Origin of the sequence: Virgibacillus alimentarius (assembly GCF_000709085.1) — a bacterium.
GTDB lineage: Bacteria > Bacillota > Bacilli > Bacillales > Amphibacillaceae > Virgibacillus_B > Virgibacillus_B alimentarius.
On record NZ_JFBD01000088.1, the window covers coordinates 20,742 to 27,181 of the forward strand.

Consider the following 6,440-nt stretch of genomic DNA (forward strand, 5'->3'; position numbering starts at 1 on the left):
ATTCCTTCCATTTCTTAAAATGTGCTACAATATAAAACAGGAAATGGATGGTTATGGAGGGATGACGATGGGAACTGTTCGTACAAAGGATTTGTTGGATAATTTTAATCTTACCTTAGTTGCAGGGTTTGATGGTATACATAGAGAAATTACAACGAGTGATATATCCCGTCCTGGTATCGAGATGACAGGTTATTTTAAATATTATCCCAGGGAACGGTTACAATTGATTGGAAAAACAGAAATGGCTTATTTTTTGGATTTGAGTGCAGATCAAAGAAAAGAACGTGCAGATCAGCTTTGTACAGATATTACTCCGGGAATTGTTATATCAAGGTGGATGGATATCCCAAACGAACTGTTGGATGCTGCTAATATGTCGGGTACCCCGATTTTAAAATCACCACGTAAAACAACGAGAGTTATAAGCAGATTGACTACTTATTTAGATATTAAATTTGCTCCCTTTACAGCAATACATGGAGTTCTTGTAGATATCAATGGTGTTGGCGTGCTTATCACTGGACAAAGCGGCGTCGGGAAAAGTGAAACGGCTCTTGAATTAGTGAAACGGGGGCACCGTCTTGTTGCAGATGACAGTGTAGAAATCAGACAAGAAGATTATGATAAGCTGATTGGAAATTCACCGCCACTTATTAAGCATCTATTAGAGATTCGTGGATTAGGAATTATTAATGTGATGACCCTTTTCGGTGCCGGTGCAATCCGTAATTATAAAAAAATATCAATGATTGTTGATTTGGAAGTATGGGATCAAACGAAACAATATGATCGTCTTGGTCTAGATGAGGAGACAATGAAAATCATGGATGTTCATATTCCGAAAGTAACGATTCCAGTCAGACCTGGAAGAAACTTAGCGGTAATTATTGAAGTAGCGGCAATGAATTTCCGATTAAAGCGAATGGGCGTAAACGCTGCAGAAGAATTTTCTGAACGATTAACAACAATGATCGATCAGGAGAAAGATGGATAGAAAAGGAGTGATTTCTTGACTTGTGACGCACCTTCATTAGACCGTATATTTATTGAATTTGGGCCACTCACGGTATATTGGTATGGAGTAATTATCATTACAGGGCTCCTAATTGGTTTATATTTGGCAACGCGAGAGTCCAATCGGCTCGGTTTACAAAAAGATTTGATCGTAGACCTCATTGTTTTTGCAGCCCCGATTGCGATTATTTTCGCGCGAATGTATTATGTTATTTTTGAATGGGACCGGTATGCAGGTGGACCTTGGTGGAAAGTATTTGCTGTTTGGGAGGGAGGCATTGCGATTCACGGGGCATTGATTGGTTCTGTACTAACTGCGATCGTATATGCTCGTATCAAACAAGTCTCCTTTTGGCAGCTTGCCGACATTGTAGCGCCGAGTTTGATTTTAGGGCAGGCCATTGGACGTTGGGGAAATTTTATGAATCAAGAAGCTCATGGCGGCCCACTGTCTGAATCTGTCTATAATAGTTTCCATCAATATTTGCCTGATTTTATTATGGACCAAATGTGTATTAATGGTGTGATGTATCATCCAACTTTTTTATATGAATCCGTTTGGAATCTACTCATTTTTGGATTGTTATTCGTTTTACGTAAATACAATCCATTGCGAGGAGAACTGTTCTTAGCCTACGTGATCACTTATTCCATTGGGCGATTCTTTATTGAAGGGATGCGAACGGACAGCTTATATATGTTTGGGCACATTCGCACTGCGCAGTTTATCTCTATCTTATTAATCTTAGCTGCAGTAGCTATCATGATTTATCGTCGTATATCTGGAAAAGCTGATAAGCGTTACGATGGAAAGAAGATCAAAAAGTAAAAGATGTTTAGTTGAATGAGGAGGGGATGAATAATGTCAGGAATTGCATACCGTGGCCTTCAACAAGGATTGCATGTTACATGGACATTAGGAAAAGTGATTTTCCCAATTACATTAATTGTTACTATTCTACAGCATACCCCTATTTTGCCGTGGATTATTGAATTATTAAGTCCTATCATGGGTTTATTTGGCTTACCTGGTGAAGCTGCAGTTTCTTTAGTTTTAGGAAATAGCTTGAATTTATATGCAGGCATTGCGGCTATTATTTCTTTCGATTTTTCAGTGAAAGAAGTATTTATTTTGGCGGTGATGCTTTCCTTCTCACACAATTTATTCATCGAATCGACCGTAGCTTCCAGAGTGGGTATAAGCTGGTGGCTTATTTCTGGAGTGCGCCTAGTACTTGCAATGACAGCTGCTATTTTTATAAATCTTGTATGGGCTGGTGGGTCACAGCCTGCACAATATGGCTTTATTTCACAAAAGGAAATTCCAGCCGGATGGGCTGAAATGATATTGCAGGCAATTCAAACAGCGTTGTTTGCTGTTATTCAATTAGCGCTGATAGTGATCATATTGATGATTGTTATGCAATTTTTGCGAGAAAAAGGCTGGTTAATAAAAATTTCTGATGCTTTTGCTCCAGTTACTAAAATATTAGGTATGGAGAAAAATACATCATTGACATTAGTAGCTGGTTTAACGATCGGTTTAGCCTACGGGGCAGGGGTTATGATTCAAGCTGTAAAAGAAGATGGTGTTTCAAAGAAGGATACATTTTTAGCACTTTTGTTTCTTGTAGCTTGTCATGCCGTGGTAGAAGATACAGTGATCTTTATCCCGCTAGGAATACCAGTATGGCCACTGCTGTTAATCCGATTAGTCACAGCGATGCTATTAACAATGACAGTGGCATTTATATGGAAACGGTTAGATATCAAGAAAAAGAGGGATACTGTAAATGAGCATTCGTACGATTCTATTTGACCTTGATGGTACATTAATAGACACCAATGAATTGAACATCGCATCTTTTATTTATACATTTGAACAGTTTAATATGTCGCATACAAGAGAAAAAATAAAAAGTTTTAATGGTCCACCGTTACGTGATACCTTTCATCAAATTGACCCTATAAAGGCAGAAAACATGATTTCGATGTATCGAAAACATAATTTATTTTATCATGATCATTATGTCAGAGCTTTTCCTAATGTGAATGATGTACTCAAGCAATTGAAAGAGAAAGAGATAAAACTTGGAATTGTTACAACGAAAATGCGTAAAACTGCTATGAAAGGCATTATAAAAACAGCCATTGATCCCTTTTTTAAAACAATTATCACGTATGATGACGTCATTCATTCTAAGCCACATCCTGAACCAGTTCTTCAAGCCATGAAACAATTGGGAGCACAGGCCGCATCGACATTAATGGTTGGAGATAATTATCATGATATAGAAGCCGGGAAGAATGCAGGAGTACAAACAGCTGGAGTGGCGTGGGCGCATAAGGGAAAAGATATATTATTACAATATAGACCTGATTATATGCTGGAAGATATGTGTGATCTGTTAAAGATAGTAGGAGTGTAAGGGATGCGAAATACAGACCGATTTCAGGTAAGCAAGGCGAATTCTTTATGGCAAATATATAATACCGTATCTTTCTGGAAAGTGATGAAGAATTTTATTGTGATCCAAATAGCTCGATATACTCCTTTTTTAAGGATGAAAAATTGGATGTATCGTACATTTTTACGTATGAAAGTTGGAGAAACTACTTCCTTTGCTTTAATGGTGATGCCTGATATTATGTTTCCTGAAAAAATAAATGTGGGAAGCAATAGTATTATTGGTTATAATACGACCATTTTAGCGCACGAATATTTAATAAAAGAATACCGAATAGGTGAAGTAAACATTGGAAATGAGGTCATGATCGGAGCAAATACAACCATTCTTCCAGGGGTGACAATAGGTAATAATGCAATTGTATCTGCAGGTACTCTGGTGCATAAAGACGTACCACCTGGTGCTTTTGTTGGTGGTAATCCAATGCGGTTGATATACACGAAAGAAGAAATGGAACAACGTGAAAGGACAGATGGACCAGCTCATAAATGAAGGGCTATTTTTATAGCTCTTCATTTATGTTTTTTTTTTGCTAAAGAGGACAAAAACAGCTGTAAAAAGCTAATGTTTCGCTAAAATGTCATAGGATTCTTTAATAATCTGTGATATACTTTGTTGGCTATATTAAATGGAGTGGATATGCATGCAGCAGGTAAAACAGAAAGAAAAATTAAAAAATATCATTCCTTTTATCCCTGAAGGTGACTTTTACTTTACAAAAGGGATAGAGGCTTTTCAAAAAAGAAAATTTGAGCTTGCAATCAAATGGATGAATAAGGCAATAGAAGCGAAACCGAAGGAAACTTTGTATGCTTGTCAATTGTCTATTATATATACAGAAATAGGGCAATACCATAAAGCAAATCAATTATTAACGAATATCTTAAAATCAACAACGTATGTAGATTGCTATTATTTGCTTGCTAATAATTACGCTCATTTAGGTTTATTAAATGACGCAAGAAAATATGCGAGTTTATACCTGGAGAAAACGACTGATGACGAGTTTAAAGAAGAGGCAGAGAACTTGCTCCAGTTAATTGATATTGGTGAAAATGATGATGATGGCTGGGAACTTGATCATGAAGATGAATTGCTAATTTATCAAGAAACAGCTTTTTATCATATGGAAAATTGCGAGTGGGAAAAGGTAATACCCTTGCTTGAAGAAATGATGACATTGTTTCCAGAACATAAGACAACGAAGCACGATTATGCTCACGCACTATTTTTTTCAGGTTATGAGGAAGAAGCAGTTGAAATGGAGTTGGAACTTTTACAGGAAGATCCAAATACACTTTATTGTCATACAAACTTAGCATTGTTTTTTTATAAATTAAATAAAAAAGAGGCATATAAAGCAAATATTCAGGCATTACTAAATGTATACCCCATCCATGAACAACAGCAACTGCGCATAGCTATAACACTAGTCAGAACAGGATATTATAAAGAAGCATATCAGCGTTTCTGCATGTTGTCGAAAGGAATTGTAACAGACCAGCTTTCCTATTATCGATGGTTCAGTGTGGCGGCTTTTCATATGGGTAAAACATTCAAAGCTACTTCAATATGGGAAGAAGGATGCAGGAAATATCCTCAATTGTCACAAGAAAAAAGCCCTTGGCAGTAGTACTTGAGCAGAACATTAGACGAAATGATTTAATTCTTATAAGCTAAGGTATGGATATAAGCCGTGAGAGGCGAAATACCTTAGAATATAATAAGTAAAGGGGCGATCATGAACATGTCCGAAGAAAAGATATATGATGTTATTATTGCGGGAGCTGGACCAGCGGGAATGACTGCTGCAGTATATGCTTCACGTGCAAATCTGGATACTTTAATGATTGAGCGTGGTATCCCTGGGGGACAAATGGCAGATACCGAGGACGTAGAGAACTACCCTGGATATGACCATATTTTGGGGGCAGATTTATCGAACAAGATGTTTGAACATGCGAAAAAATTTGGTGCAGAGTATGCTTATGGTGATATTAAAGATGTTACCGATCATGGAGATTATAAACTTGTTCATGCAGGAAGTAAGGAATATAAAACCAAAGCATTAATCATTACTACTGGAGCACAATTTAAAAAGATTGGTATTGAGGGTGAAGAAGAATTAACAGGCCGTGGTGTATCGTACTGTGCGGTATGTGATGGCGCCTTCTTTAAAGAAAAAGACCTGATTGTTATTGGTGGAGGAGACTCTGCTGTTGAAGAAGGTATGTATTTAACTCGTTTTGCCAAGAAGGTTACAATTGTTCACAGACGTGATGAACTCCGAGCACAGAAGATTCTTCAGGATCGTGCATTTGATAATGATAAAATCAACTTTATTTGGGACACTGTCGCAAAAACAATCAATGGTCCAGATGGGAAAGTAAGCAGTGTTTCTCTAGAAAATGTAAAAACTGGAGAAAAATACGAACATCCAATTGATGGTGTATTTATTTATATTGGTATGGTTCCACTTAGTGAGCCATTTAAATCTATAAATATTGTTAATGATGAGGGTTATATTCCAACAAATGAAAATATGGAAACGAGCGTTCCGGGAGTTTTTGCTGCTGGAGATATTCGTGACAAGAATCTTCGACAAATTGTGACAGCTACAGGGGATGGCAGTATTGCAGCAGAAGCGGCACAAAAGTATATTGAGGATTTAGAAGAAAAGTTAAAAGCATCAAAGTAAACGAAGGGGATATAAAAGTAATTTGATCTTAACGCCAATGTAACACGTATGCAATATAAATTAGATATAATGTATTTGACTAATTGACCCCCTTTTAATAGATAAATTAGTTTCTTGCACAGGTGAGTTTCACCTGTGCCTTTTTTAGTGCGCCCAGCATGGGCTATAACTTGGTGGTGAAAGTCCACTACAGGCTTGGCAGTAGGAACTGTTAGCTGAAAGCAAGGGTGTCCATTGCGAAATGGAATCTGAAGGAA

Annotated in this window: 7 protein-coding genes; all 7 read left to right on the forward strand. The window is 37.2% G+C overall.

Annotation, left to right across the window (positions count from 1 at the left end; genetic code table 11):
* The first annotated feature begins 67 nt into the window (after positions 1-67).
* The 7 genes from hprK to trxB all read left to right on the forward strand — a co-directional run bounded on the left by hprK (position 68) and on the right by trxB (position 6,183).
* Positions 68-997 carry an HPr(Ser) kinase/phosphatase gene (hprK, locus tag GZ63_RS0113280; protein WP_029270342.1) on the forward strand — a complete coding sequence of 310 codons (930 nt, stop codon included), beginning with the start codon at positions 68-70 and terminating at the stop codon, positions 995-997.
* Positions 998-1,012: 15 nt separating this feature from the next.
* Entirely contained in the window at positions 1,013-1,846 is an 834-nt protein-coding gene (gene lgt / locus GZ63_RS0113285; protein ID WP_029270344.1) for a prolipoprotein diacylglyceryl transferase, read from the forward strand.
* Between the two features lie 33 nt (positions 1,847-1,879).
* A complete protein-coding gene (locus GZ63_RS0113290) occupies positions 1,880-2,836 on the forward strand; it encodes a nucleoside recognition domain-containing protein (RefSeq protein WP_029270345.1) in 957 nt (318 codons plus the stop codon).
* Entirely contained in the window at positions 2,811-3,446 is a 636-nt protein-coding gene (ppaX, locus tag GZ63_RS0113295; RefSeq protein ID WP_029270346.1) for a pyrophosphatase PpaX, read from the forward strand. Before GZ63_RS0113290 ends, ppaX begins: the two co-directional genes overlap by 26 nt.
* A gap of 3 nt (positions 3,447-3,449) precedes the next feature.
* Positions 3,450-3,977 carry an acyltransferase gene (locus tag GZ63_RS0113300; RefSeq protein WP_029270348.1) on the forward strand — a complete coding sequence of 176 codons (528 nt, stop codon included), beginning with the start codon at positions 3,450-3,452 and terminating at the stop codon, positions 3,975-3,977.
* A 151-nt stretch (positions 3,978-4,128) separates the two neighbouring features.
* Positions 4,129-5,118: a tetratricopeptide repeat protein gene (locus GZ63_RS0113305; protein ID WP_029270350.1), complete on the forward strand. Its 990-nt coding sequence runs from the start codon at positions 4,129-4,131 to the stop codon at positions 5,116-5,118.
* A 114-nt stretch (positions 5,119-5,232) separates the two neighbouring features.
* A complete protein-coding gene (trxB, locus tag GZ63_RS0113310; RefSeq protein WP_029270352.1) occupies positions 5,233-6,183 on the forward strand; it encodes a thioredoxin-disulfide reductase in 951 nt (316 codons plus the stop codon).
* The last annotated feature ends 257 nt before the right edge of the window (positions 6,184-6,440 follow it).